The organism is Pantoea sp. UBA5035 (assembly GCF_002415245.1).
In the GTDB taxonomy this organism is placed as follows: Bacteria; Pseudomonadota; Gammaproteobacteria; order Enterobacterales; family Enterobacteriaceae; genus Pantoea; species Pantoea septica.
This window is the reverse complement of sequence record NZ_DICD01000026.1, coordinates 1-25074: the sequence shown is the minus strand read 5'-3', so window position 1 is coordinate 25074 and position 25074 is coordinate 1. Positions and strand designations below refer to the sequence as shown.

At 58.6% G+C, this 25074-nt stretch carries 24 protein-coding genes; 10 read left to right on the top strand and 14 right to left on the bottom strand.

What is annotated here, in order from left to right:
- The 9 genes from B3229_RS16215 to B3229_RS16175 form a co-directional block, all read right to left on the bottom strand.
- Entirely contained in the window at positions 1–1017 is a 1017-nt protein-coding gene (locus B3229_RS16215) for a DUF979 domain-containing protein (RefSeq protein WP_286872430.1), read from the bottom strand.
- Positions 1017–1745: a DUF969 domain-containing protein gene (locus tag B3229_RS16210; RefSeq protein ID WP_286872429.1), complete on the bottom strand. Its 729-nt coding sequence runs from the start codon at positions 1743–1745 to the stop codon at positions 1017–1019. The genes B3229_RS16215 and B3229_RS16210 overlap by 1 nt, the downstream gene beginning before the upstream one ends.
- Before the next feature lie 54 nt (positions 1746–1799).
- A complete protein-coding gene (gene pxpA / locus B3229_RS16205; RefSeq protein ID WP_286872427.1) occupies positions 1800–2537 on the bottom strand; it encodes a 5-oxoprolinase subunit PxpA in 738 nt (245 codons plus the stop codon).
- Positions 2527–3459, bottom strand: a complete 933-nt coding sequence (gene pxpC / locus B3229_RS16200) for a 5-oxoprolinase subunit PxpC (protein ID WP_048786921.1) — start codon at positions 3457–3459, stop codon at positions 2527–2529. Before pxpC ends, pxpA begins: the two co-directional genes overlap by 11 nt.
- Positions 3453–4109, bottom strand: a complete 657-nt coding sequence (gene pxpB / locus B3229_RS16195; protein ID WP_277268630.1) for a 5-oxoprolinase subunit PxpB — start codon at positions 4107–4109, stop codon at positions 3453–3455. Before pxpB ends, pxpC begins: the two co-directional genes overlap by 7 nt.
- Positions 4110–4245: 136 nt before the next feature.
- Positions 4246–4989, bottom strand: coding sequence for a type 2 GTP cyclohydrolase I (locus B3229_RS16190; protein ID WP_286872423.1), 744 nt, complete (start codon positions 4987–4989; stop codon positions 4246–4248).
- A 17-nt stretch (positions 4990–5006) separates the two neighbouring features.
- Positions 5007–6434: a deoxyribodipyrimidine photo-lyase gene (gene phrB / locus B3229_RS16185; protein ID WP_286872421.1), complete on the bottom strand. Its 1428-nt coding sequence runs from the start codon at positions 6432–6434 to the stop codon at positions 5007–5009.
- A 1-nt stretch (position 6435) separates the two neighbouring features.
- Positions 6436–7392, bottom strand: coding sequence for a YbgA family protein (locus B3229_RS16180; protein WP_048786925.1), 957 nt, complete (start codon positions 7390–7392; stop codon positions 6436–6438).
- 161 nt (positions 7393–7553) lie between these two features.
- On the bottom strand, positions 7554–7754 hold the full coding sequence (locus B3229_RS16175) for a YbfA family protein (RefSeq protein WP_048786926.1): 201 nt from the start codon (positions 7752–7754) through the stop codon (positions 7554–7556).
- A gap of 233 nt (positions 7755–7987) precedes the next feature.
- Here B3229_RS16175 and kdpE point away from each other — a divergent pair, with 233 nt between their 5' ends.
- Positions 7988–8662 (top strand): two-component system response regulator KdpE, encoded by a 675-nt coding sequence (gene kdpE, locus B3229_RS16170; protein WP_048786937.1) that lies wholly within the window; start codon positions 7988–7990, stop codon positions 8660–8662.
- A 197-nt stretch (positions 8663–8859) separates the two neighbouring features.
- On the opposite strand, the gene pgm is transcribed toward kdpE, so the two are convergent.
- Entirely contained in the window at positions 8860–10500 is a 1641-nt protein-coding gene (gene pgm / locus B3229_RS16165) for a phosphoglucomutase (alpha-D-glucose-1,6-bisphosphate-dependent) (RefSeq protein ID WP_286872417.1), read from the bottom strand.
- 25 nt (positions 10501–10525) lie between these two features.
- Positions 10526–11077 carry a replication initiation negative regulator SeqA gene (seqA, locus tag B3229_RS16160; protein WP_286872415.1) on the bottom strand — a complete coding sequence of 184 codons (552 nt, stop codon included), beginning with the start codon at positions 11075–11077 and terminating at the stop codon, positions 10526–10528.
- A gap of 250 nt (positions 11078–11327) precedes the next feature.
- Here seqA and ybfF point away from each other — a divergent pair, with 250 nt between their 5' ends.
- The 4 genes from ybfF (at position 11328) to fur (ending at position 13986) form a co-directional block, all read left to right on the top strand.
- A complete protein-coding gene (gene ybfF / locus B3229_RS16155) occupies positions 11328–12092 on the top strand; it encodes an esterase (protein ID WP_216493146.1) in 765 nt (254 codons plus the stop codon).
- A 155-nt stretch (positions 12093–12247) separates the two neighbouring features.
- Positions 12248–12523, top strand: coding sequence for a LexA regulated protein (gene ybfE, locus B3229_RS16150; RefSeq protein WP_033751760.1), 276 nt, complete (start codon positions 12248–12250; stop codon positions 12521–12523).
- A gap of 134 nt (positions 12524–12657) precedes the next feature.
- Entirely contained in the window at positions 12658–13188 is a 531-nt protein-coding gene (gene fldA, locus B3229_RS16145; RefSeq protein WP_048786929.1) for a flavodoxin FldA, read from the top strand.
- A gap of 354 nt (positions 13189–13542) precedes the next feature.
- Entirely contained in the window at positions 13543–13986 is a 444-nt protein-coding gene (fur, locus tag B3229_RS16140) for a ferric iron uptake transcriptional regulator (protein WP_033751764.1), read from the top strand.
- A 60-nt stretch (positions 13987–14046) separates the two neighbouring features.
- Here the strand turns inward: fur and B3229_RS16135 are convergent, their stop codons facing one another.
- The 3 genes from B3229_RS16135 to nagE form a co-directional block, all read right to left on the bottom strand.
- Entirely contained in the window at positions 14047–14442 is a 396-nt protein-coding gene (locus B3229_RS16135) for a hypothetical protein (protein WP_048786930.1), read from the bottom strand.
- 236 nt (positions 14443–14678) lie between these two features.
- Complete coding sequence (gene glnS / locus B3229_RS16130) at positions 14679–16346, bottom strand: glutamine--tRNA ligase (protein ID WP_048786931.1); 1668 nt, start codon at positions 16344–16346, stop codon at positions 14679–14681.
- 163 nt (positions 16347–16509) lie between these two features.
- Positions 16510–18540, bottom strand: coding sequence for an N-acetylglucosamine-specific PTS transporter subunit IIBC (nagE, locus tag B3229_RS16125; RefSeq protein ID WP_286872410.1), 2031 nt, complete (start codon positions 18538–18540; stop codon positions 16510–16512).
- A 332-nt stretch (positions 18541–18872) separates the two neighbouring features.
- On the opposite strand from nagE, the gene nagB reads away from it, so the two are divergent.
- From nagB to asnB, 5 genes are all read left to right on the top strand, one after another.
- Positions 18873–19673 (top strand): glucosamine-6-phosphate deaminase, encoded by an 801-nt coding sequence (gene nagB, locus B3229_RS16120; RefSeq protein WP_033751778.1) that lies wholly within the window; start codon positions 18873–18875, stop codon positions 19671–19673.
- A gap of 57 nt (positions 19674–19730) precedes the next feature.
- Positions 19731–20879: an N-acetylglucosamine-6-phosphate deacetylase gene (nagA, locus tag B3229_RS16115; protein ID WP_286872408.1), complete on the top strand. Its 1149-nt coding sequence runs from the start codon at positions 19731–19733 to the stop codon at positions 20877–20879.
- Between the two features lie 7 nt (positions 20880–20886).
- Entirely contained in the window at positions 20887–22107 is a 1221-nt protein-coding gene (nagC, locus tag B3229_RS16110; RefSeq protein WP_096072787.1) for a DNA-binding transcriptional regulator NagC, read from the top strand.
- A 20-nt stretch (positions 22108–22127) separates the two neighbouring features.
- The gene (locus B3229_RS16105; protein ID WP_033751787.1) at positions 22128–22880 is read left to right on the top strand and encodes an HAD-IIA family hydrolase; all 753 of its coding nucleotides are present in this window, start codon (positions 22128–22130) and stop codon (positions 22878–22880) included.
- Positions 22881–23170: 290 nt separating this feature from the next.
- Positions 23171–24838, top strand: a complete 1668-nt coding sequence (gene asnB, locus B3229_RS16100; protein ID WP_286872404.1) for an asparagine synthase B — start codon at positions 23171–23173, stop codon at positions 24836–24838.
- The last annotated feature ends 236 nt before the right edge of the window (positions 24839–25074 follow it).

Below are 25074 nucleotides of genomic sequence, written 5' to 3'. Positions count from 1 at the left end.
TCACCGGAACATCAGGAAATAGAGCAGAAATACGTTAACGATTAACAGTAGCACACCGGTCGGCACCTGAGCCTTGATCACCGCGTTACGATCCGGCAGCTCCAGCAGCGCGGCGGGCACGATATTGAAGTTGGCCGCCATCGGCGTCATCAGCGTGCCGCAGTAGCCCGAGAACATGCCGATCGCCGCCATCACGGCGGGATCGCCATGATGCTGCAGCACCAGAATCGGAATGCCGACGCCGGCGGTAATAATCGGGAACGCGGCGAAGGCGTTGCCCATCACCATGGTCAGCAGCGCCATGCCGACGGCGTAGACCGTGACGGCGACAAAGCGGTTGTCGACCGCCAGATAGTTCTCCGTGAGATGGGAAATGGCGCTGCCGACGCCGGCGCTGGTGAACAGCAGGCCCAAGGTGGCGAGAATTTGCGGCAGGATAAAGGCCCAGCCGATGGCATCGAGCAGGCGACGCGTCTCCTGCATCGACTGCACTGGTTTCTCGTGCGTCATCTTCAGCGCAATTAGCCAGCCAAGCAGACAGCCGATCATCATGGAGAAGAGCGTCACCAGCGTCGAATGGTTGCCTGCGCCGAATACCGCTTCCTGCAGGCCGGGAATATGGTTAAAAGCGAGCACGCCGATCACCGTCACCACCGGGATCGCCAGCGCGGGCAGGAAGAGCCGGTTGCCGAGGCGGCGAGCGCTGACCTGCTTCTCCTCGTCGCTGCGCTGATGGTAGCGTCCGAGGCGCACGCCGCCGCAGCCGGCGATCAGCGCCATCGCCACCACCAGCACGCCGACGCCGATGTGCAGATAGCGGGTGCCCAGCTCCGTGGTGCCTAACAGCGCGCTCATCAGCTGCGTGGTCCAGTCGCCGACCAGAAAAATCAGCCCGTACAGCGCCCAGAACAGGCCGGTGGTGAAGCGGCGTGGATTATGCGCATCGCGCCAGGAGAGGACGGCGACCACCAGCAGAATCAGGCCCGCCAGCCACATCAGATACTGTTGTTGAAACATTAGCGACCTCCTTTCGCTTTCAGCGCGTCGCCGTTCAGCGCCTGCAGTTCGCGCGCCAGCCGACGATCGAGCCGCACCAGGCGCGCCGAGTGGATAAGAAAGGCCGCCACGGCGGTAGGGATGCCCCAGACGGCGATATGCAGCGGCTCGGTCTGAATATTGGCCGACTCCAGCATAAAGTTGTGCATAAAGATAATCGCGCCGAAGGCGACGAAAATATCTTCGCCGAAGAAGAGCCCGACGTTATCCGTCGCCGCCGACATGGCGCGCAGACGATGCCGCACCTCCGGCGATACCTCGCCATAGCGGTTTTCGGTCGCGCCTTCCGCCATCGGGGCCAGCAGCGGACGCACCATCTGCGGATGACCGCCGAGGCTGGTCAGGCCGAGCGCCGCCGTCACCTCGCGCACGAAGAGATAGACGATCAGCAGGCGTCCGGCGGTGGCGGTTTTGATCTGCGCTATCCAGGCCTGCGCGCGCTCTTTCAGGCCGTGCCGCTCCAGCAGGCCGATGACTGCCAGCGGCAGCAGCAGGATCAGCGGCAGATTGCGCGTATTAAGAAAGCCCGCGCCCAGTTTTTCCAGAATATCGCCCAGCGGCATCAGCGCGGCAAAGCCGGTGACGAAGCCGGCGACAATTACCACCAGCACCGGATTGAAGCGCAGCAGAAAGCCGACGACGATTGCCGCAATGCCCAGAAGCGGCCAGAGGTTTATCACGTTATCCATGTTTACCCTTATGTTGAAAAAGCCCGGCTGCGAGGCCGGGCAAAAAATGAAAATTCAGGCGCTGGTGACGGCGATCTGCTCGGCGGCGAAGAGGTCGCGCAGACGCTCTGCAAACAGCAGCGCGTGCGCGCCGTCGCCGTGCAGACAAACGGTCTGCGCGTTAACCGCGACCCACTCGCCGCTGACGCTCTCTACCCTTCCCTCTTTCACCATGGTCAGCGTCTGCTGGATAGCGCGCGCCTCTTCTTCAATCATCGCGCCCGGCTGACTGCGCGGCACCAGCGCGCCGCTGCTGAGGTAGCCGCGATCGGCGAAGACCTCTTCGCGCGTGCGCAGCCCATGGCGCGCGGCGGCGCGTATCGATTCGCTGCCCGCCAGCCCGACCAGGAGCAGATCCGCGTCGATCGCCTTGACCGCGCGCGCGATGGCGTCCGCCAGCGTCGCGTCGACAGCGGCCTGGTTATAGAGCATGCCGTGCGGCTTAACGTGCGCCAGCCGCTCGCCTTCGCTCTCCGCCAGGCTTTTCAGCGCGCCGATCTGATAGATCATCTGCGCGTAGACCGTTTCCGGCGGCAGCTGCATGGCGGTGCGGCCGAAGTTCTCGCGATCCGGGAAGCTGGGATGCGCGCCGATGGCTACGCCGAACTCTTTCGCCCAGCGCACCGACTGCAGCATGGTCTGCGCGTCGCCGGCGTGAAAGCCGCAGGCGATATTGGCCGAGCTGACCAGCTGCAGCAGCGCGCGATCGCTGTCGCCGCCTTCGCCGAGATCGGCGTTTAAATCAATTTTCATTAGCAAGTCCCCATGCCATATGCTCCAGCGCGCGCCGCTGATGCATACGGGCCTGCATCGCGACCGGCAGCGAACACTGGAGAAAGTGAATCGGCTCGCCCAGACGGATCTGCGCCAGCTGATAGAGATCGGCGTCAATCACGCAGGCGATTCGCGGATAGCCGCCGGTGGTCTGCGCATCGGCCATCAGCACAATCGGCTGACCGTTCGGCGGCACCTGCACCACGCCGGGCACCAGCCCGTGCGACAGCAGCTCGCGCGTGGTTTCGCGCTTTAGCTCCGGCCCCTGCAAACGGTAGCCCATACGGTTGCTCTGCGGGCTAAGCATCCAGGGCGTGCGCCAGAAGGCCTGCTGCGCCTCGCGGCTGAACTCGTGATATTCCGGCCCCGGCAGCGCGCGGATGCGGTTGCCCCACAGCAGCTGGCGGACACCCGCTTTGCGCGTAAAGTGCTGCGTCGGCTTGCCGAGCGGCAAACGGTCGCCATCTTCCAGCTTGCGTCCTTCCCAGCCGCCGAAGCCCGCTTTCAAATCGGTACTGAGAGAGCCGAGCATCGGTGCGACGTCGAAGCCACCGTGGATCGCCAGATAGCTGCGCATGCCGTGCAGCGGCATGGAGAGCGTCAGCACCTGCCCTTTCTTCACCGGCAGCCGCCAGCCGGTCCAGACCGGTTTATCGTCCAGCTCGGCATTGCAGGCGGCGCCAGTCAGGGCGAACCAGCCGTCGCGCATAAACTCGGCCTTGAACTGGCCCAGTACGATTTCCAGCACCGCGCTGTCTGGCGCGTTGCCGACCAGCAGGTTGGCGGTGCGCATCGCAGGCAGGTCGAGTACCCCGCCGACGCTGATGCCGGACTGCCGCCAGCCAGTGCGGCCGCTGTCCTGAAGCGTGGTCGCCAGTCCGGCGCGCAGGATCCTCAACATATGCCCTCCTTTTGCGGCACAAAGCGCACGCTGTCGCCGGGACGCAGCAGCGTCGGCGGCTGCTGACGCGGATTAAACAGCGCAACGGGGGTTCGCCCCAGCAGCTGCCAGCCGCCCGGCGTGGCGAGCGGATAGATGCCGGTCTGGCTGCCGCCGATGCCCACCGAGCCGGCCGGCACGCTCAGGCGCGGTTCGGCGCGGCGCGGCGTGTGGAGACGGTCGTCAAGGCCGCCCAGATAGGGGAATCCCGGCTGAAAGCCGATAAAATAGACCACGTAGTCGATGCTGCTGTGCAGCTCCACCACCTGCTGCGGCGTCAGGCCGGCGTGGTCAGCCACCACCTGCAGATCCGGCCCGGCGTCGTTGCCGTAGATCACCGGGATTTCCACCAGCCGCGACGTCGCCTCCAGCGCCTCACTCTCTTCCCACCAGCGCTGCAGATGTTCGATGGCGTCCAGCGCGTTCTGCTGCGGGTCGCGCAGCAGCAGCGTGATATTGTTCATGCCTGGAATCACTTCCGCCACCTGCTCATGCTGCTGCAGATGCTGCGTTAATCCCCAAATGCGCTGCTGGCTTTGCAGCGATACCGGTGGTTCAAGCTCCAGCACCACCGCCTGTTCGCCAAGCAGATAACATCGTGCTCGTTGCAAATCCCACCTCCACTTTTCCGCTGCGCGACGCGCGCGGCGGCTGCTGATTATCAGAACAAAGCGAATAGTTATGCGAAAGTGTCAGAACGGTGTCAACAGATTTGCGCCCGAAAGCGGGCGCACTGGAGGAGAAAAATCAGGCGGGATTGGGAATATCGATAAAAGTCACGTCCAGACCGTGCTCGCTGGCCAGCCACTCGCCCAGCGCTTTGATGCCGCCGCGCTCAGTGGCGTGATGGCCGGCGGCGAAGAAATGAAGTCCCTGCTCGCGGGCGCTGTGAATCGTCTGCTCGGAGACTTCGCCGGTGATGTAGGCGTCGACGCCGAACGCGGCCGCGCTGTCAATAAACCCCTGGCCGCCGCCGCTGCACCAGGCGACGCGACGGATCTGCGCCGGCGCGTTGTCGCCGCAGTGCAGCGGCGTGCGCCCCAGTTTTTCTTCGATGCGCTGCGCCAGCGCCTCGCCGCTCAGCGGCGTCGTCAGCTCGCCCCAGAAGACCAGCGGCTGCACCTCGCCTTTCACCTCGATATCCAGCAGCTTCGCCAGCTGGGCGTTATTGCCCAGCGTCGGATGGGCGTCGAGCGGCAGATGCCAGCCGTAAAGATTGATATCGTTCGCCAGCAGCGCGCGCAGGCGGTTGCGCTTCATGCCTTTGATGACCGCCGGCTCGCTTTTCCAGAAATAGCCGTGATGCACCAGAATCGCATCGGCGTTGCGCGCCACGGCTTCATCCACCAGCGCCTGGCTGGCGGTTACGCCGGTGATCAGGGTTTTGACCTCGGTTCGTCCCTCAACCTGCAGGCCGTTCGGCGCGTAGTCGCTGAAGGCGCCGCTGTTGAGCTGCTGATTGACGATCTTTTCCAGTTCGTAATGATTCATAACGGCTCCATGCCGCCTCAGGCTGCGCTTTTCGCGCGCACAAAGGCGTCTAGTGTCTTTTTACGGGCCTGCTTATGTTCCACGATTGGCGACGGATAATCGAGTCTCTTGTGGTTTTTCTCCGCCCAGCGCTGCGGCTGATGGATATCGCTGTCCGGCACCTCTTTTAGCTCCGGTAGCCACTGGCGGATAAACGCGCCCTGACTGTCGAAGCGTTCGCCCTGCGTGGTTGGGTTAAAAATGCGGAAGTACGGCACCGGATCGGTTCCCGTCGACGCCGCCCACTGCCAGCCGCCGTTGTTGGCCGCCAGATCGCCGTCGATCAGGTTTTGCATGAAGTAACGCTCCCCTTCGCGCCAGTCGATCAGCAGATCCTTCACCAGAAAGCTGGCGGTGATCATGCGCAGCCGGTTATGCATCCAGCCCAGCGCTTTCATCTGCCGCATCGCCGCATCCACGATGGGATAGCCGGTTTTGCCCGCCTGCCACGCGGCGAAGTGCGCGTCGTTGCGCTGCCATTCAACGTGACGCGTCCATTCGACAAAAGGCTGATGCCTGCAAAGCGCCGGAAACGCTACCATCAGATGACGATAAAACTCGCGCCAGATTAGCTCGTTGAGCCAGGTGAAGAGGTTACTCTCCTCCAGCGCGCGCGGATGCTCTTTCAGTACGCGATGCAGACACTGACGCGGCGACAGTACGCCGGTGGCGAGATAGACCGAGAGGCGGCTGGTGCCGTCTACCGCTGGCATATCGCGCGCCGTGCTGTAGTCAAGGATCGGCTGGCGGGCGAAATGGCGCAGCCGTTCCAGCGCCGCACGCTCGCCCGGCGGAAAGCGTTCGCGGTCGTACTCTTCCACAGGATAGTCGAAGCGCGCTGGCGCGGCCTCTGCCTTAATCGCGCCGTCGCCGCGCGGTTTCGGCGCGGCGACGCACTCCGGCAGCGCCTGCTGCAGCCGCCGCACAAAGGCTTTGCTGAACGGGGTATAGACTTTGTACATCTTGCCGTCGCCGGTCTGTACGCTGCCCGGCGGCAGCAGCAGGCTGTCGTCGAAGCCCTGGCAGACCACGCCCGCCTTATTGAGGCGCTTTTCCGCCTCGGCGTCGCGCCTGTGTTCGTTCAGCTCATACTGGTAGTTGTAAAACAGCGCATCGACGCGGTGCTTTTCGCAGAAAGCGCTCAGCAGATCGATCGACGCAGCGAAGTCGTCGCACGCCTGCGTAAACAGCGCAATGCCGCGATCGGCCAGCGCCTGCTGCAGTTCGAGCAGGCTGTCATAGATAAAAGCCGCCTGTTTCGGCGCCATATCGTGCTGACGCCACTGCTGCGGCGTGGCGATAAACAGCGCGATCACCTTTGCGTCGGGATCGCGGCAGGCGGCGCTCAGCGCCAGATTATCGTTCACGCGTAGGTCGTTACGCAGCCAGACTAAATGGGTGCGCATCTTACTGGCCGTAACGCAGTCGCAGCGCCTCCGGGTAAGGATCGAAGTAGCGCTGCTGCGTCAGCCAGGGATGCGGATACTGCGACATATAGTGCTTCAGCATGGTGATCGGCGCCAGCAGCGGCTGCACGCCGCAGCGATAGCGATCGATCAGCTCCGCCAGCTCCTGACGCTGCGGAGAGCTGAGCTGACGGCGGAAATAGCCCTGCGCATGCATCAGCACGTTGGTGTGGTTGCGACGCGACGCGGGCTGCGACAGCAGTTCCATCATACGGTTACGGTATTCGAAGGCGAAGGCTTCCAGCGAATCCCACTGGCTCATTGAGGCGACGAACGGGCCGAGCTCGCGATATTTCTCCTGCGAATGCGCCAGCATCAGCAGCTTGTAGCGGCTGTGGAAGGCGATAAGCTGCGCGCGCGTAAGCCCGCGCTGCCACATCTGATTAAATTCGTGCAGCGCACAGATACGTCCAACGAAGTTTTCGCGCAGTGCTGGATCGTGCAGTCGGCCATCCTCTTCAACCGGCAGCCAGGGCAGCTCTGCCTTAAGCTTTTCGGCGAACAGCCCCATTCCCGCTTTACGGTTGTTATTGGTGTCGGGTTCATAGACGCGCACGCGCTCCATACCGCAGCTGGGCGATTTGGCGCACAGAATATAGCCGCACAGGTGATGTAGCGATTTAACCCGTTCCGCAGACCAGTCGTTCATCTGCTGGGTCAGCTCTTCGCCACCCTCTTTGCTGAAGCAGAGATGGATCTCTTCATCGCCCTGCTTTACCAGCCGCAGCGCCGGACGCGGCGTCGGCAGGCCTATCGCCATTTCGGGGCAGATCGGTTCAAAGCGTACAAAGGGCGCAAGCTCGTTGACGGCAAACGCCAGACGTTTATGACCGCCGTCGAAACGGACTTGCTCTCCCAGCAGGCAGGCACTGATACCCAGCGGAATTTTTACGCTCATACTTGTACAACCTCCGAAATCTTGTAGAGGTTTAAGTGTAGCTGAAAATTGAATGAATAACAGCCTCAAGTCAGGGCTGGAGAGGCTTTTCTCTGTGACGGGGCTTCAGAAACAACAAAGCCCGATGGGAGAATCGGGCTCTGTTTTGCGATGCAGGCGGATTACCAGAAGACGCCGCCTGCGGCTTCGCTCTGCGCCAGCCAGACCGGCTTAGCGCTGGTTTTGCACCACATGCGATGAAGATAGCTGTAGAACCGTGCCCGATCCTGGCGAAACAGCATCACCGGCAACGCCACGACGCCCAGCAGGATAACCAGCGCGCGCCGCAACAGGACTTTATACACAGGATACTTTTGATACATCGTTGGCCTCCTTGAAAGCTGTGACTGAAATGTGATCTTGCTCAGATATTACGCTTCCCTGTGTAATTTTACTACTCATCCGACCACTATTTTTCGCTTTTAAGACTCACCTTCAGATAATAGTGTAAGTAAGTTACAAAATGGTTAAAGGCTTGATCGCCTTATGATCAATTCGCAGCCGGATATTTTGCTGCTACAGTAGCGCCAGGTTTTCAGGCATGGAGCACCGCTGCGTGGCCACCGTACTAATCGTTGAAGATGAAAAAGAGATCCGGCGCTTTGTGCGCCTTGCGCTGGAAGGCGAAGCGCTGAAGGTGTTTGATGCCGACACGCTGCAGCGCGGGCTGATTGAGGCGGCGACGCGCAAGCCCGATCTGGTGATCCTCGATTTGGGCCTGCCGGACGGCGACGGACGCGATTTTATCCGCGAGCTGCGCCAGTGGAGCGCCGTGCCGGTGATTGTGCTGTCGGCGCGCGTGGAGGAGCAGGATAAGATTGACGCGCTCGACGTCGGCGCAGATGACTATCTGACCAAACCCTTCGGTATTGGCGAACTGCTGGCGCGCGTGCGGGTGGCGCTGCGTCGTCACCCCGGCCAGCAGCCGGAGCCGGTGATCCGATTCGCCGACGTTAGCGTCGATCTCGCCGCGCGCCGCGTGGTGCGCGCCGATCGCGAGGTGCATCTGACGCCGATTGAGTTCCGCCTGCTGGGCGTGCTGCTGAGCAATATCGGGAAGGTGCTGACGCAGCGCCAGCTGTTGAGTCAGGTCTGGGGGCCGAATGCGGTGGAGCACAGCCACTATCTGCGCATCTATATGGCGCATCTGCGCCAGAAGCTGGAGGCGGATCCGGCGCAGCCGAAGCATCTGCTGACCGAAACCGGCATAGGCTACCGCTTTATGCCATAAAAAAAGCGCCCAGAGGGCGCTTGATACCTGCAGGAAACATAAAATGTGGGTGTCATGGACTGAAGAGCAAAGCGTCCCGCGCCAGGGATGGCGCGGGCCGAGCGAGAATGGATGCCTTGAGCGACTTTGCGATCAGGCCATGACATCCACATCGGCACTTTGGTTTGCTGCTGTCGAATACTTAGACACCCTTATTATCAGGCGTTTTTCAGCACTTCGCTGACGATCTCAACCGCTTCTTTCTCAATCTGCGCGCGATGCTCGGCGCCCAGGAAGCTTTCGCAGTAGATCTTGTAGGCGTCTTCGGTGCCTGACGGACGCGCAGCGAACCAGCCGTTTTCCGTCATCACCTTCAGGCCGCCGATAGAGGCGCCGTTGCCCGGTGCCGCCGTCAGGCGCGCGGTGATCGGATCGCCCGCCAGGGTGTCGGCGCTGACCATCTCCGGCGACAGCTTCGACAGCGCTGCTTTCTGCGCAGAAGTCGCAGGCGCCTGCAGACGGTTGTAGCTCGGCGCGCCGAAGCGCGCAGCCAGCTCGTCATAGTGCTGCTGCGGGTTTTTGCCGGTAACCGCGGTGATTTCCGCCGCCAGCAGGCAGAGAATGATGCCGTCTTTATCGGTCGACCAGGCGGAGCCGTCGAAACGCAGGAAAGAAGCGCCCGCGCTCTCTTCGCCGCCGAAGCCGAAGCTGCCGTCGAACAAGCCGTCAACGAACCACTTAAAGCCCACCGGCACTTCCACCAGCTTACGGCCGATATCGTTAACCACGCGGTCGATCATCGCGCTGGAGACCAGCGTTTTGCCGACGGCAACCTCTTTGCCCCACTGCGGACGATGCTGGAACAGATAGTTGATGGCCACGGCCAGATAGTGGTTCGGGTTCATCAGGCCCGCCGGCGTCACGATGCCGTGACGGTCATAGTCCGGGTCATTGCCGAACGCCAGGTCGAACTTGTCTTTATAGGCCAGCAGCCCCGCCATGGCGCACTCGGACGAGCAGTCCATGCGCACCACGCCGTCTTTATCCAGATGCATAAAGCGGAAGGTCTGGTCAATGGCGTCGTTCACGATGGTCAGGTCGAGGTTGTAGTGCTCGGCGATGCGCTTCCAGTACTCCATGCCGGAGCCGCCCAGCGGATCGACGCCCAGCTTCAGGCCCGCTTTCTGGATAGCGACGAAGTCGATCACCTGCGCCAGCCCTTCTACGTAAGGCTGGATCAGATCTTTCTCGACGATGCGGCCGCTCGCCCACGCCTGATCCAGCGGCAGACGTTTAACCTCTTGCAGGCCTGCTTTGATCAGCTGGTTGGCGCGATCTTCGACCACTTTGGTGACGTTGGTGTCGGCCGGGCCGCCGTTCGGCGGGTTGTACTTAATGCCGCCATCTTCCGGCGGGTTGTGCGACGGCGTAATCACGATGCCGTCCGCCTGCGCGCCGCCCTGCTTGTTGTGCTCAAGAATAGCGTTGGAGATCGCCGGCGTCGGCGTGTAGCCGTTGTCCTGCTGCACGATGACGTCTACGCCGTTGGCGGCCAGCACTTCCAGCACCGACAGAATCGCCGGCTCGGAGAGCGCATGCGTATCTTTACCGACATAGCAGGGTCCGGTAATGCCGTTTTTCTTGCGCTCTTCCGCGATGGCCTGCGCGATCGCCAGAATATGGTGCTCGTTAAAGCTCTGGCGTCCTGCGCTGCCGCGATGCCCGGAGGTGCCGAATTTCACCGCATGGTCCGGATTCGCCACGTCGGGCTGCAGGACATAATACTGTGATGTTAACTGTGCAACGTTAATCAAATCGCTCTGCTGGGCGGGTTGCCCGGCACGGGGGTGACTGGCCATTGGCGCTTCTCCCTGACGCTTCAGTTTAAATGGTGCCGCAAACTTTCTCTGCCAGCTCCTGCGGGAACTGCATAGAGACCATGATGTGTTCCACCATGCTGCATTTACGGCCGGTATTGGTATTGGTGATCACCCAGTACGGCGTGCCGGGGACATGCTTCGGCTTAGTATGGGTGCCATTTTGCAACAGCGTTTGCTCGTCGCCCGCAAAATAGACGCGAGTACGGCCCTGCAGCGACGCAGTGGCTTCAGCAAACGCCGAAGGATCAAGACGATAGAGCGTTGAGAGAACCATCATAAAGCGATTGACCGCTTTCTTCTGTTCGGCATATTCGTCCGACAGCAGCAGCTCACGCACGGCGCGCACGCGATCCTGCGGGCGGTTTTCCGCGCGCGCGGGCTGAATCGCTTTTTGCGCCGCGTCGCCAGCGGCTAACGGCGCCGCTGCCGCAGGCGCGCTTTGACCGGCATTAAATTTTAGCATCCGCCGTAAAATGTCAGAGGCGCTCTCGCCGATATGTTGCGTGTGGCTGGCGATATAGCGGTAGAGGTCTTCGTCAACTTCGATCGTTTTCATCTTTTTCCGTACGGTTTCGACTCGTGACAGAACCACGCCAGTCTGAAAAACGCCGTTGCAACGCTCGGTTGCTGGCGAGACAGGCGGGTTCTAACATAAGGATTATAAAGTTAAATCCAGGCGGGCTGATAGCCTTCGCACGCTCAGACGGCAAAAGTCGGAATATGCCCTAAAGCCTGCCGTGTCGTCGCGCCTGGAAAGGTGAAAGCATGATAACCTAACCCAAGGTCCCCATCTTAAGAACTTTGCCATGATTTTAAATGCTCGTCTGCAAACTGACCAATCAATCGCTGATTCCTTGCCCATCCTGCTTATTCACGGCCTGTTCGGCAGTCTGGATAACCTCGGCGTGCTGGCGCGCGGCCTGAAAGACGCGGGCCCGCTGATACAGGTAGATGTGCGCAACCACGGCCTGTCGCCGCGCGCCGACGAGATGAGCTATCGCGCCATGGCGCAGGATATGCTCGATACCCTGGATGCGCACCAGATCGATCGCGTCGCCGTTATCGGCCACTCAATGGGCGGAAAAATCGCCATGGCGATGAGCGCGCTGGCGCCGCAGCGTCTGGAAAGGCTGGTGATGATCGACATCGCGCCGGTGGATTATCAGACGCGACGCCACGACGAGATTTTCGCCGCCATCCGCGCCGTTAGCGACGCGGGCGTGCGGCAGCGCAGCGAGGCCGCGCAGGTGATGCGCGCGCATATTAAAGAAGAAGGCGTCATCCAGTTCATTCTCAAATCGTTTCAGGATGGCGAGTGGCGCTTCAACGTTCCGGCGCTATGGGAAAATTACGCTACAATATCTGGCTGGGAAGCGGTGCCGCCCTGGCCGCATCCCGCGCTCTTTATACGCGGCGGCGACTCGCCCTATCTCGACAACCAGCATCGCGACGCGCTGCTGCGTCAGTTTCCCGCCGCGCATGCGCACGTTATCAGCGGCGCCGGTCACTGGGTGCATGCCGAGAAACCTGATGCCGTATTGCGCAGCGTCCGCCGCTTTTTTGCGCTTTAAAAGCAAAAGCTTGCCGTTCGCGGTTTAGCATTGGCGTCATCACTTCGGCTGGAGTATGATGGCGCGCTAAATTTTGCCGCTGCTCATTTTTTTGCCGCGGCAATGGCCCATTTCGTTATAAACGCGCCTGCTCGCGCCGCTAGTTTTACTAACCCATGGCAAAAGAACACACTGACCGCACTACGCTGGATCTGTTTGCAAACGAGCGTCGGCCCGGTCGACCGAAAACCAGTCCGCTCTCGCGTGATGAACAGCTGCGCATCAATAAGCGCAATCAACTGAAACGTGACAAAGTGCGCGGGCTGCGTCGTGTCGAACTCAAAATGACCAGCGAAGCCGTGGATGCGTTAAACACCCTGGCTGAGCAGCGCAACATCAGCCGCAGCGAACTGATTGAACAAATGCTGCTGGCGCAACTCAAACTGGGCTGAATAGCGCAAAGCGCACGCAGAAGCAAATGGAGCGGCTTTTCGAGTTCCGCCCTTTTGCCCGCTCTGCTATCATTCGCTTAATTGTGCGCTCTGCGCATGCACTCATTATCAGGATTTAAGAGGTTATTTACCCCATGGCAATCGTAGGCATCTTCTTTGGCAGCGATACCGGCAACACCGAAAACATTGCAAAAATGATCCAGAAACAACTGGGCAAAGAGGTTGCGGAAGTGCATGACATTGCCAAGAGCACGAAAGAAGATCTCGAGGCGTTCGATATCCTGCTGCTGGGCATTCCAACCTGGTACTACGGCGAAGCGCAGTGCGACTGGGACGATTTCTTTCCGACGCTGGAAGAGATCGATTTCAATGGCAAGCTGGTCGCGCTGTTCGGCTGCGGCGATCAGGAAGACTATGCGGAATATTTCTGCGACGCGATGGGCACCATTCGCGACATTATCGAGCCGAACGGCGCGGTGATCGTCGGCCACTGGCCGACCGAAGGCTACCATTTCGAAGCCTCTAAAGGTCTGGCGGACGACAAGCACTTCCTCGGCCTGGCGATTGACGAAGATCGCCAGCCGGAACTGACCAACCAGCGCGTCGAAGCCTGGGTTAAGCAGATTTACGATGAGCTGCAGCTGCAGGCGATCATCGAAGCCTGATTACCCACATACTCAATGTGGGCGCTGGCTCACATTGAGTTAATGGTTTTTCCTATAGAAATAATAGCTACAGTTTTTTAACTTTTATCTCTGATTCTGTACAATACCCACATCGGTTATCTGCTTATTTCTTCCGCGAGGTCAGGAAGTTAGCGAGATGATAACGAACCTCCTGCATTTCTCCGCCCGGCGCCGTTACGCATCTTCTTACAGCCCGTGTTGATTTCAGGCGTTTCCCTCGGTTTTCATTTCAAAACTTCACCTCTATAATGAGACGCAAATGAGAATAGACACCGAACGACATTCAAGGCAAGGCGCCTCAAGTAACCAGCAAAGTAACAGGACAATATCCGCATGACTGACAACAACACCGCATTAAAGAAGGCTGGCCTGAAAGTCACGCTGCCCAGACTTAAAATTCTGGAAGTGCTTCAGGAACCTCAGTGCCATCACGTCAGCGCGGAAGATCTGTATAAACGCCTGATTGATATGGGCGAAGAGATTGGTCTGGCTACCGTTTATCGCGTACTGAACCAGTTTGACGATGCGGGCATCGTTACGCGTCATAACTTCGAAGGCGGGAAATCGGTTTTCGAACTGACCCAGCAGCATCATCACGATCACCTGATCTGCCTCGACTGCGGTAAAGTTATCGAATTCAGCGATGAATCAATCGAATCGCGCCAGCGAGATATTGCTACTCGCCACGGCATCAAGTTGACGAACCACAGCCTCTATCTCTATGGACACTGCTCGCTGGGCGATTGCCGCGAAGACGAAACGCTCCACGATCAGTAAAGATGTGTGCTATGCAGTAATTCTACAAGCCGGTCTGCGTACCGGCTTTTTTTATGGCCGTCAGGCGACCAGCGTTTCGTGCAGATAGCGCCAGCGGGGAATCGACGTGGTGCAGTCGAGGATCGCCAGCGAGATGCGCGCCTGATCGCTGCCGTTCATCATCTGCAGTTCGCGATACTGAATAGTGACCTCATCTTTGCCCTGAGAGATCACCGCGTGCTCGCTGGTGGCGATGCGCATGCCTTCGCGACGCCCCTGCAGCTGGCGAAACAACTCTTCAGTTTGATTCAAATCGAGCAGCCGACCCTGCGGCGTGACCATGCGGAAATCGGGATGGAAGTGCGAAAGCAGCAGATCGAAGGTATCGTCTTCGCCTGAAGGCTGATTAAATATACGTTCGATTAACTGATGTAAAACTACCACGCTGTGTTTTGCTTCCTGACCAAGAGCCGTCATCATTTTTCCTTATTATGCCCGCATAGCCTCTTCAAAGAGCGAATAGCCTACCTGAAAAAATGAAATTCACATCTGGAAATTGATTAATTTTCGTTAACTCAGACAACGCCTATACTGGTCCGACAAGCGGTAATTGTTTGTTACAGAACAAAAAATTGCCCTGCTGCTGATTGCAGATATAAAAAAGGGCGATTGCTCGCCCTGTAGTGATTTTATCATGCCGTTAATGCAAAAATTTAATCGCCAATTTTTGCCCAGGTATCGCGCAAGCCTACGGTGCGGTTAAACACCAGCTGGTTCGGACGCGAATAGCGGCTGTCGGCACAGAAGTAGCCTTCACGCTCAAACTGATAAGGCGCTTCCGGGCTGGCGTTCTGCAAGCCTGGCTCAACAAATCCCTGACGAATTTCCAGCGAGTTCGGATTGATGGTGGTCAGGAAATCCTCTTCCGCGCCAGGATTCGGCACGCTGAACAGGCGATCGTAAAGGCGGAATTCAGCCGGCAGCGCGTGGTCGGCGGAGACCCAGTGGATCACGCCTTTCACCTTGCGGCCGTCAGCCGGATCTTTGCTCAGGGTATCGACGTCGCAGGTGCAGTAGATGCAGGTGATATTCCCCTCTTCATCTTTTGCCACACGCTCGGCGCGGATCACGTAAGCGTTGCGCAGACGCACCTCTTTGCCCAGCACCAGACGTTTGTACTGCTTATTGGCTTCTTCGCGGAAGTCAGCGCGATCGATCCAGACTTCACGGCCAAACGGCACTTCGCGGGTGCCCATCTCCGGCTTGTTCGGATGATTCGGCATGGTGATGATTTCGTTATGGCCGGCCGGCAGGTTCTCAATCACCACTTTCAGCGGATCGAGCACCGCCATGGCGCGCGGCGCATTTTCGTTCAGATCGTCGCGAATGCAGGATTCCAGCGACGCCATCTCGACCACGTTATCCTGTTTGGTGACGCCGATACGGCGGCAGAACTCGCGGATCGAAGCGGCGGTGTAGCCGCGACGGCGCAGGCCCGATACGGTCAGCATGCGCGGATCGTCCCAGCCTTCCACCACGTTTTCGTTGACCAGCTGCGTCAGCTTGCGCTTCGACATCACCGCATATTCGAGGTTTAGACGCGAAAACTCATACTGGCGCGGATGCACCGGTATAGAGATGTTATCCAGCACCCAGTCATAGAGGCGACGGTTATCCTGGAACTCCAGCGTGCAGAGCGAATGGGTGATATTTTCCAGCGCATCGGAGATGCAGTGGGTAAAGTCGTACATCGGATAGATGCACCACTTTTTGCCGGTCTGGTGATGCTCGGCGAACTTAATGCGGTAGAGCACCGGATCGCGCATCACGATAAAGCTGGAGGCCATATCGATTTTGGCGCGCAGGCAGGCTTTCCCCTCGGCGAATTCGCCGTTGCGCATTTTTTCGAACAGCGCCAGGTTCTCTTCGACGCTGCGATCGCGATAGGGGCTGTTTTTGCCCGGCGCGGTCAGGGTGCCGCGATACTCGCGGATCTCTTCCGGCGTCAGCTCGTCGACATAGGCCAGACCTTTATTGATCAGTTCAACCGCGTAGTGATAAAGCTGATCGAAGTAATCTGAGGAATAACGAACGTCACCACTCCACTCAAAGCCCAGCCATTGCACGTCGCGCTTGATGGACTCGACGAACTCCATATCCTCTTTAACCGGGTTGGTATCGTCGAAACGCAGGTTGCACTGACCCTGATAGTCCTGAGCGATGCCGAAGTTCAGGCAGATCGATTTAGCATGGCCGATATGCAGGTAGCCATTGGGCTCAGGCGGAAAACGGGTATGCACGCTACTGTGCTTGCCGCTCGCCAAATCTTCGTCGATGATCTGACGAATAAAGTTAGTTGGGCGGGCTTCAGCCTCACTCATCTCTCAATCCTCAATACGTATAGCGGGTGGTTTGTACCACGAAGTAACGGAGTATGATCCACAAAGCGTCGAAGGGAAACAACCGGTTTGTTAAGGCGATAAAACGAAAAAAGGCAGGAATTGCTTCCTGCCTGCTTTTTTTTACGGCGATGCGCTCAGGGGCTTAGCCTTTTACCTCGTAAAGCGGGGTTTCGCCAGCCACTACCGGGCCGGTAGCCAGCAGCGTCAGCCCGGCGAAATCTTCGCTGTTGCTGACCACGACCGGACTGATCATCGAACGCGCGTTGGCGTTGAGGAAATCGAGATCCATCTCCAGCACCGGCTGACCCGCGGCGACCGTCGCGCTCTCTTCCACCAGCCGGGTAAAGCCCTTGCCGCCCAGCGCCACAGTGTCGAGGCCCATATGCACCACAATTTCAACGCCGCTGCTGGTTTCCAGGCAGAAGGCGTGGTTGGTGTCGAAGATTTTCACCACGGTGCCGGCAACCGGCGCCACCACGGTTTTACCGCTCGGCTTGATCGCCAGCCCTTCGCCTACCGCCTTGCTGGCGAAGGCTTCGTCAGGCACCGCCTCCAGCGCGACCACTTCGCCGCTCACTGGCGCCATCAGCGTCACGATGGTTTTGGTCTCGCGATTCAACACGGCCTGCGGTTTTGCCGCTGGCGCGGCAGGCGCTGCTGAAGCGCCGCCCGCCGAGGCGACCGGCCCTTTGGTCAGCACTTTTTTCATTGCGGTGGCGATGCTTTCCGCCTGGGTGCCGACAATCACCTGCACGCTCTGTTTATTCAGGCGGATAACGCCGGACGCGCCCAGATGTTTGGCGACGGACTCATTGACCTGCGCCGAGTCTTTTACGTTGAGACGCAGACGCGTGATGCAGGCATCGATGCCGGTCAGGTTGTCGGAGCCGCCGACGGCGCCGATATAGCGACGCGCCAGCGATTCGGTCGCGCTCTCGCCGTTGTCGGTTGTGTCGACGTTAACGTCGTAGCCGTCCGTTTCGTCGCCCGCCACCGCCAGCTCGCGACCCGGCGTCATCAGGTTGAACTTCTTAATCGTGAAGCGGAATACCACATAGTAGAGCGCAAAGAAGACGATGCCCTGCGGGATCAGCATCCACCAGTGAGTCGCCAGCGGGTTGCGGCTCGACAGCACCATATCCACCAGACCGGCGCTAAAGCCGAAGCCGGCGATCCAGTGCATGCTGGCGGCGATAAATACCGAGATGCCGGTCAGCACCGCGTGGATGACGTAAAGCACCGGCGCGACGAACATAAAGGAGAACTCCAGCGGCTCGGTAATGCCGGTGAAGAAGGCCGCGAAGGCCGCGGCCAGCATGATGCTGCCGACTTTAACGCGGTTTTCCGGTCGCGCGCAGTGATAGATCGCCAGCGCCGCGCCCGGCAGGCCGAACATCATGATTGGGAAGAAGCCCGCCTGATAGCGCCCCGTGATGCCGACAATGCCGGTGCCGTTAGCGATCGACTGCGCGCCGCCGAGGAATTTAGGAATATCGTTGATGCCCGCGACGTCGAACCAGAACACCGAGTTAAGCGCATGATGCAGGCCGACCGGGATCAGCAGACGGTTAAAGAAGGCGTAGACGCCCGCGCCGACCGAGCCCAGCTTCTGGATATGTTCGCCAAAGCTCACCAGTCCGTTAAAGATCAGCGGCCAGATGTACATCAGAATGAATGCCACCGCGATCATCAGGAATGAGACGAGGATAGGCACCAGGCGGCGTCCGCTGAAGAAAGAGAGCGCCTTCGGCAGTTCGACATGGCTAAAGCGGTTATAAACCTCCGCGGAGATAATGCCCACCATAATGCCGACAAACTGGTTTTCGATTTTGCCGAAGGCGGCGGGCACCTGATCAAGCGGTATTTTTTGGATCATCGAAACGGCTGCCGGCGAGCAGAGCGTCGTCACCACCAGAAAACCGACGAAGCCGGTCAGCGCCGCTGCGCCATCTTTATCTTTTGACAGCCCATAAGCCACGCCGATAGCAAAGAGTACGGACATATGCTCAATAATGGCCGCGCCCGATTTTATCAGCAGCGCGGCGAGCGCGTTGCTTGCGCCCCAGGCGTCCGGATCGAGCCAGTAGCCGACCCCCATTAATATCGCCGCTGCCGGCAGGGTCGCTACCGGCACCATCAGCGCGCGGCCAACCTTCTGTAAGTAACCTAACATTTGTCCTTTCCCCCTATGAGACTGGCTTGTCGCCCTGCGCCGCTTGCTTTTTATTGTCAGCCGCAGGGGTTGATTGACACTACACTTCACGTTGCGCAGTGTAATGACAAATTAATTCGCCTCGCAAATTATACGCGTCTCTTCTGTGATAATTATCACCAAAAAGCACCTTTAACTGTCGAGACGTCTGGCGAACCACCCTAACTTATTTTATGATGAAAAATATCAAGACGCAGCGATCGCGTGCTGAAACGGTCTCACGGCTTTAATGTGATAATGACCGCCGCGATGGGTGCGTCGTCCCCTTTTCTTTTCTCAGAATGAGGTGAAACATGCGACTTATTCCTTTGGCTACCCCTACGCAGGTCGGTAAATGGGCAGCCCGTCATATCGTCAACCGTATCAATGCTTTTAACCCTACCGCGGATCGTCCCTTCGTGCTGGGTCTGCCGACGGGCGGCACGCCGCTGGAAGCTTACAAGCATCTTATCGAGATGCACAAAGCGGGCCAGGTCAGCTTTAAGCATGTAGTGACGTTCAATATGGACGAATATGTCGGCCTGCCGAAAGAGCACCCGGAAAGCTATCACAGCTTCATGTACCGCAACTTTTTCGATCACGTTGATATTCAACCAGAAAATATCAATCTTCTGAATGGCAATGCGCCAGATATTGACGCAGAATGTCGCCAGTATGAAGAGAAGATTCGCGCGCTGGGCAAAATTCACCTGTTTATGGGCGGCGTCGGCAACGACGGCCATATCGCCTTTAACGAACCGGCCTCTTCCCTCGCCTCGCGCACCCGCATCAAAACGCTGACGCACGACACCCGCGTGGCGAACTCGCGCTTCTTCAACGGCGATGTGGATCAGGTGCCGAAATATGCGCTGACCGTCGGCGTCGGCACGCTGCTGGATGCGGAAGAGGTGATGATTCTGGTGACCGGCCATGTCAAAGCGCAGGCGCTGCAGGCCGCCGTAGAAGGCAACGTCAACCATATGTGGACCATCAGCTGCCTGCAGCTGCATGCGAAATCGGTGGTGGTATGCGACGAACCCGCCACCATGGAACTGAAAGTGAAAACCGTTAAATATTTCCGCGAAATGGAAGCGGAAAATATGAAAGGCGTGTAAGACGATGTTGTAAATGCCCGCCGCGAGGCTCTGGCGGGCTCAGCCGGGAGAACCACGATGTACGCATTAGTTAACGGCCGAATTTATACCGGTCATGAAATTCTGGATAACCACGCGGTGGTTATCGCCGATGGGCTGATCGAACGCGTCTGTCCGCGCGACGCGCTGCCGGCCGATATCGCGCTGCGCGACGTTGCAGGCGCGCTGATCGCTCCCGGCTTTATCGATCTGCAGCTGAACGGCTGCGGCGGCGTGCAGTTCAACGACGACATCGACGCCCTGAGCGTCGAGACGCTGGAAATCATGCAGCGCGCCAATGAAAAGTCAGGCTGCACCAGCTTTCTGCCCACGCTGATCACCAGCAGCGACGAGCTGATGAAGCGCGCCATCGACACCATGCGCGCCTATAAACGCAAGCATCAACATCAGGCGCTCGGCCTGCATCTGGAAGGCCCCTGGCTGAATAAAGCCAAAAAAGGCACCCATAATCCCGATCTCATCCGCTTGCCCGATCCGGCGCTGGTGCGCTATCTGTGCGATAACGCCGACGTGATTACCAAGGTGACACTGGCGCCGGAAAACGCCGGCGACGCGGTGATCCGTCAGCTGACGCAGGCGGGCATCATCGTCTCCGCCGGCCACTCCAACGCCACCTTTGACGAAGCCAAAGCGGGCTTCCGCGCGGGCGTGACCTTCGCGACCCATCTCTATAACGCCATGCCCGCTTTCGCCGGACGCGAGCCGGGCCTGATCGGCGCGCTGTTCGATGCGCCAGATGTTTATTGCGGCATTATTGCAGATGGGTTGCACGTCCATTACGCTAACGTACGCAACGCGAAACGTATCAAAGGCAATAAGCTGGTGCTGGTCACCGACGCCACCGCGCCCGCAGGCGCCGAAATTGATAAATTCATTTTCGCTGGCAAAACAATATACTATCGCAATGGCCTGTGCGTGGACGAGAACGGCACCCTGAGCGGCTCTGCGATTACTATGATTGAATCGGTACGCAACGCCGTCGAACATGTCGGTATCGCGCTGGATGAAGCGCTGCGCATGGCGACACTCTACCCGGCGCAGGCAATGGGCGTGGAAAAACAGCTGGGCACGGTCGAAGCGGGAAAAGTCGCCAACCTCACTGTTTTTACGCGTGATTTCAAGATCACTAAGACGTTTGTCAGCGGAGACGACGTCCTGAGCGAGTAAGCACTGAATGACCACTGGCGGCCAGACACAAATAGGAAATGTCGATCTTGTCAAGCAACTCAACAGCGCGGCCGTTTACCGGCTGATCGACCAGCAGGGCCCTATTTCGCGCATTCAGATTGCCGAACTCAGTCAGCTTGCGCCCGCCAGCGTCACTAAAATTACCCGTCAGCTCATCGAGCGCGGGCTGATCAAAGAGGTGGATCAACAGGCGTCCACCGGCGGTCGCCGCGCTATCTCCATCGTAACCGAAACACGCAACTTCCACGCCATCGGCGTGCGGCTCGGCCGCCATGACGCCACCCTGACGCTGTTCGATCTCAGCGGCAAATCGCTGGCGCAGGAGGATTATGCCCTGCCGGAGCGCACGCAGGAGACGCTGGAGCATGCGCTGTTCGCCGCTATCGACAGCTTTATCGATACTCACCAGCGTAAAATTCGCGAGCTCATCGCCATCTCGGTGATCCTGCCCGGCCTGGTCGATCCGATAAACGGCGTTATCCGCTATATGCCCCATATCGCCGTCAGCCACTGGCCATTGGTAGCCGGACTGCAAAATCGCTTTAAGGTCACCAGCTTCGTCGGTCACGATATCCGCAGCCTGGCGCTGGCGGAGCACTACTTTGGTGCAAGCCGCGACTGCGCCGACTCGATTCTGGTGCGGCTCCATCGCGGCACCGGCGCCGGCATTATCGCCAACGGCCATATTTTTCTGGGCAGCAACGGCAACGTAGGCGAAATCGGCCATATTCAGGTCGATCCGCTCGGCGAGCGCTGCCACTGCGGCAATTTTGGCTGTCTGGAAACCATCGCCGCTAACGGCGCGATTGAAAACCGCGTGCGCCATCTGCTCAGCCAGGGCTATCCCAGCGTGCTGACGCAGGACGCCTGCCAGATGGCGCAGATTTGCAAAGCCGCCAATCAGGGCGACGCGCTGGCGTGCGAAGTGATCGAATATGTCGGACGCTATCTGGGCAAAGCGATCGCCATTGCGATTAACCTGTTCAACCCGCAAAAAGTGGTGCTGGCGGGGGAAATCACCGACGCCGAGAAAGTGCTGTTTCCGGCCATTGAAGGCTGTATTAACACGCAAGCGCTCAACGCCTTCCGCAAAAATCTGCCGGTGGTGCGTTCCGAGCTCGATCATCGTTCAGCGATAGGCGCCTTTGCTCTGGCAAAACGCGCTATGCTCAACGGCATTCTGCTGCAACATTTACTGGAAGAGTAAACGCGACCCGGACTGAACCTATGACGATAAAAAGCGTAATTTGCGATATTGACGGCGTGTTAATGCACGACAACACCGCCGTGCCCGGCGCGCAGGAGTTTCTGCAGCGCATCCTGCAAAAAGAGATGCCGCTGGTGGTGCTGACCAACTATCCTTCGCAGACCGCGCAGGATCTGGCGAACCGCTTCGCCAACGCCGGCGTCGAGGTGCCCGACTCGGTGTTTTATACCTCCGCGATGGCGACCGCCGATTTCCTGCGTCGTCAGGAAGGCAAAAAGGCCTACGTGATTGGCGAAGGCGCGCTGATCCATGAACTCTATAAAGCGGGCTTCACCATTACCGACGTCAATCCCGATTTCGTGATCGTCGGCGAGACGCGCTCCTTTAACTGGGAGATGATGCATAAGGCCGCCTTTTTCGTCGCCAGCGGCGCGCGCTTTATCGCCACCAACCCCGATACCCACGCGCGCGGCTTTGTGCCCGCCTGCGGCGCCCTCTGCGCCGGCATCGAAAAGATCTCCGGCCGTCGCCCTTTTTATGTCGGCAAGCCCAGCCCCTACATTATGCGCGCCGCGCTGAATAAAATGCAGGCTCACTCCGAGGAGACGGTGATCGTCGGCGACAACCTGCGCACCGATATTCTGGCCGGCTTTCAGGCGGGACTGGAAACCATTCTGGTGCTCTCTGGCGTTTCGACGCTGAGCGATATCGACGCTATGCCTTTTCGCCCCGACTGGATCTACCCTTCTGTCGCGGATATCGATCTGTTTTAATCTCTCTTCGCGCCGCCTGACGCCAGGCGGCCGCTTCTCCCTGAAATCCGCCCTAAGCTGACTCTTTTTTAGTCAATCCCGACTGTCTATTGCCGATCCGTTAATGAAAGGCGATTAAAATTGAATAATATTCAAATTAAAAGCCTCAGCAACAATCTTTTTACTAGTAAAAGGCGAATATGCTTGCATTGACTGCATGAAATAGCGCATTTTCTTATACATCACGCAGCCGCTGGCTGCCGGACAAGGCAACGATAACATCGCCGACAGGCGAGCTCAGGAGTCAGGATATGTGTTCTATTTTTGGTGTGTTGGATCTGAAAAGCGATCCGATTGATCTGCGTAAAAAAGCGCTGGAGAGTTCTCGCCTGATGCGTCATCGCGGACCGGACTGGTCCGGCGTGTATGCCGACGATAAAGCGATTCTCGCGCATGAACGTCTGTCTATCGTCGACGTCAACAACGGCGCCCAGCCGCTGTACAACGCCGATCACACCCATGTTCTGGCGGTTAACGGCGAGATTTACAACCATCAGGCGCTGCGCGCCGAGCTGAGCGATCGCTACCAGTTCCAGACCGGCTCCGACTGCGAAGTCATTCTGGCGCTCTATCAGGAAAAAGGCGTCGACTTCCTCGACGAACTCGAAGGCATGTTCGCCTTTATCCTGTGGGACAGCGCGAAGCAGCAATACCTGATCGGCCGCGATCATATCGGCATCATCCCGCTCTATATGGGCAACGACGAACACGGCAACCTGTTTGTCGCGTCGGAAATGAAAGCGCTGGTGCCGGTGTGCCGCTCAATTAAAGAGTTCCCGCCGGGAAGCTATCTCTCCAGCACCGACGGCGAAATTCGTCGCTACTGGCAGCGCGACTGGATGGAGTACGCCGCGGTAGAACATAACGTCACCGATGCGGCGGGCCTGAAGCATGCGCTGGAAGAGTCGGTGAAAAGCCATCTGATGTCAGATGTGCCGTATGGCGTGCTGCTCTCCGGCGGTCTCGACTCCTCTATCATCTCGGCGGTAACCAAACGCTTTGCGGCGAAACGTGTCGAAGATCAGGACAAGAGCGACGCCTGGTGGCCGCAGCTGCACTCGTTCGCGGTCGGCCTGGAAGGCTCGCCGGATCTGAAAGCGGCGAAAGCGGTGGCTGAACATCTGGGCACGGTGCATCACGAGATTCACTTTACCGTGCAGGAAGGGCTGGATGCGATTCGCGATGTGATCTATCACATTGAAACCTATGACGTTACCACCATTCGCGCCTCAACGCCGATGTACCTGATGTCGCGTAAAATCAAGGCGATGGGCATTAAGATGGTGCTCTCCGGCGAGGGCGCGGACGAAGTGTTCGGCGGCTACCTCTACTTCCATAAAGCGCCAAACGCCAAAGAGTTTCATGAAGAGAACGTGCGCAAGCTGATGGCGCTGCATATGTACGACTGCGCCCGCGCCAACAAAGCGATGTCCGCCTGGGGCGTGGAAGCGCGCGTGCCGTTCCTCGACAAGAAATTCCTCGACGTGGCGATGCGCATTAACCCGCAGGACAAGATGTGCGGCAGCAACGGCAAGATGGAAAAACATATCCTGCGCGAATGTTTCTCCTCTTATCTGCCGGAAAGCGTCGCCTGGCGCCAGAAAGAGCAGTTCTCTGACGGCGTCGGCTACAGCTGGATCGATACGCTGAAAGAGGTTGCGGCGCAGCAGGTCAGCGATCAGCAGCTGGCGACCGCGCACTTCCGCTTCCCGTACAACACGCCGGCGTCGAAAGAGGGCTACCTCTATCGCGAAATTTTTGAAGAGCTGTTCCCGCTGCCGAGCGCGGTGGAGTGCGTGCCGGGCGGTCCGTCGGTCGCCTGCTCCTCCGCCAAAGCGATTGAGTGGGACGAAGCGTTCAAATCGATGGACGATCCTTCAGGTCGCGCGGTGGGCGTGCATCAGTCTGCTTATAAATAAGCAAAATAAGCCATAACAAAATGGGCCTTGCGGGGCCCCTTTTTTTTAGCTTTGATGTGGTTACGATCAAAACTTGCCGAATAATTCACCACCCTGGTTACAAGCCAGACAAACAGGCGCGCGGAGGCGAAAATCGGCAAAAAATGTGTTGACGCTCCAGAGCTCAATACGCATAATGCGCCCCGCAACGCCGATGAAGGTAACGCGAAAAAAGATGGCTACGTAGCTCAGCTGGT

Coding starts and splice junctions, on each gene's coding strand:
- B3229_RS16180 (WP_048786925.1), bottom strand. CDS start 7,392: ATGAGCGTAAAAATTCCGCTGGGTATCAGTGCCTGCCTGCTGGGAGAG.
- B3229_RS16175 (WP_048786926.1), bottom strand. CDS start 7,754: ATGTATCAAAAGTATCCTGTGTATAAAGTCCTGTTGCGGCGCGCGCTG.
- nagB (WP_033751778.1), top strand. CDS start 18,873: ATGCGACTTATTCCTTTGGCTACCCCTACGCAGGTCGGTAAATGGGCA.
- ybfE (WP_033751760.1), top strand. CDS start 12,248: ATGGCAAAAGAACACACTGACCGCACTACGCTGGATCTGTTTGCAAAC.
- nagA (WP_286872408.1), top strand. CDS start 19,731: ATGTACGCATTAGTTAACGGCCGAATTTATACCGGTCATGAAATTCTG.
- ybfF (WP_216493146.1), top strand. CDS start 11,328: ATGATTTTAAATGCTCGTCTGCAAACTGACCAATCAATCGCTGATTCC.
- B3229_RS16190 (WP_286872423.1), bottom strand. CDS start 4,989: ATGAATCATTACGAACTGGAAAAGATCGTCAATCAGCAGCTCAACAGC.
- nagC (WP_096072787.1), top strand. CDS start 20,887: ATGACCACTGGCGGCCAGACACAAATAGGAAATGTCGATCTTGTCAAG.
- pxpA (WP_286872427.1), bottom strand. CDS start 2,537: ATGAAAATTGATTTAAACGCCGATCTCGGCGAAGGCGGCGACAGCGAT.
- fur (WP_033751764.1), top strand. CDS start 13,543: ATGACTGACAACAACACCGCATTAAAGAAGGCTGGCCTGAAAGTCACG.
- pgm (WP_286872417.1), bottom strand. CDS start 10,500: ATGGCCAGTCACCCCCGTGCCGGGCAACCCGCCCAGCAGAGCGATTTG.
- asnB (WP_286872404.1), top strand. CDS start 23,171: ATGTGTTCTATTTTTGGTGTGTTGGATCTGAAAAGCGATCCGATTGAT.
- B3229_RS16210 (WP_286872429.1), bottom strand. CDS start 1,745: ATGGATAACGTGATAAACCTCTGGCCGCTTCTGGGCATTGCGGCAATC.
- pxpC (WP_048786921.1), bottom strand. CDS start 3,459: ATGTTGAGGATCCTGCGCGCCGGACTGGCGACCACGCTTCAGGACAGC.
- B3229_RS16215 (WP_286872430.1), bottom strand. CDS start 1,017: ATGTTTCAACAACAGTATCTGATGTGGCTGGCGGGCCTGATTCTGCTG.
- fldA (WP_048786929.1), top strand. CDS start 12,658: ATGGCAATCGTAGGCATCTTCTTTGGCAGCGATACCGGCAACACCGAA.
- B3229_RS16105 (WP_033751787.1), top strand. CDS start 22,128: ATGACGATAAAAAGCGTAATTTGCGATATTGACGGCGTGTTAATGCAC.
- B3229_RS16135 (WP_048786930.1), bottom strand. CDS start 14,442: ATGACGGCTCTTGGTCAGGAAGCAAAACACAGCGTGGTAGTTTTACAT.
- phrB (WP_286872421.1), bottom strand. CDS start 6,434: ATGCGCACCCATTTAGTCTGGCTGCGTAACGACCTACGCGTGAACGAT.
- seqA (WP_286872415.1), bottom strand. CDS start 11,077: ATGAAAACGATCGAAGTTGACGAAGACCTCTACCGCTATATCGCCAGC.
- glnS (WP_048786931.1), bottom strand. CDS start 16,346: ATGAGTGAGGCTGAAGCCCGCCCAACTAACTTTATTCGTCAGATCATC.
- nagE (WP_286872410.1), bottom strand. CDS start 18,540: ATGTTAGGTTACTTACAGAAGGTTGGCCGCGCGCTGATGGTGCCGGTA.